1 protein-coding gene is annotated in these 294 nt (G+C 62.2%); it reads left to right on the top strand.

All coding sequences use genetic code 11. From position 1 onward, the window contains the following. Window positions 1–294: AGE family epimerase/isomerase (locus tag WA845_RS25215; RefSeq protein WP_337322842.1), on the top strand; the 294-nt coding region annotated here is incomplete at both ends.

Genomic DNA, 294 nt, shown 5'->3' with positions numbered 1-294 from the left:
ATCTCTACAACCAGGCTTTTGCGCTTTTCGCCGCAGCACAGACAGCTGCGATCCTTCCCGAGCGGAGGAATGAGATGCGCAGCCGCGCGCTCGAAATCCTTGCCATTCTCGAGCGCGACTACAGACACCCGGTCGCCGGCTTCGAGGAGGCGAACCCGCCGCGCACACCGCTTTGCTCCAATCCGCATATGCATCTTTTCGAAGCGATGCTGGCCTGGGAAGAACAGGATCGTGACGGCCCGTGGTCGGCGCTGGCGGACGAGATTGCCGGCCTCGCACTTTCCCGCTTCATCG

This window comes from Agrobacterium sp. CMT1 (genome assembly GCF_037203725.1).
GTDB lineage: Bacteria > Pseudomonadota > Alphaproteobacteria > Rhizobiales > Rhizobiaceae > Agrobacterium > Agrobacterium pusense.
The sequence above is the reverse complement of the archived record's forward strand: the minus strand, read 5'-3'. Positions and strand labels throughout refer to the sequence as shown.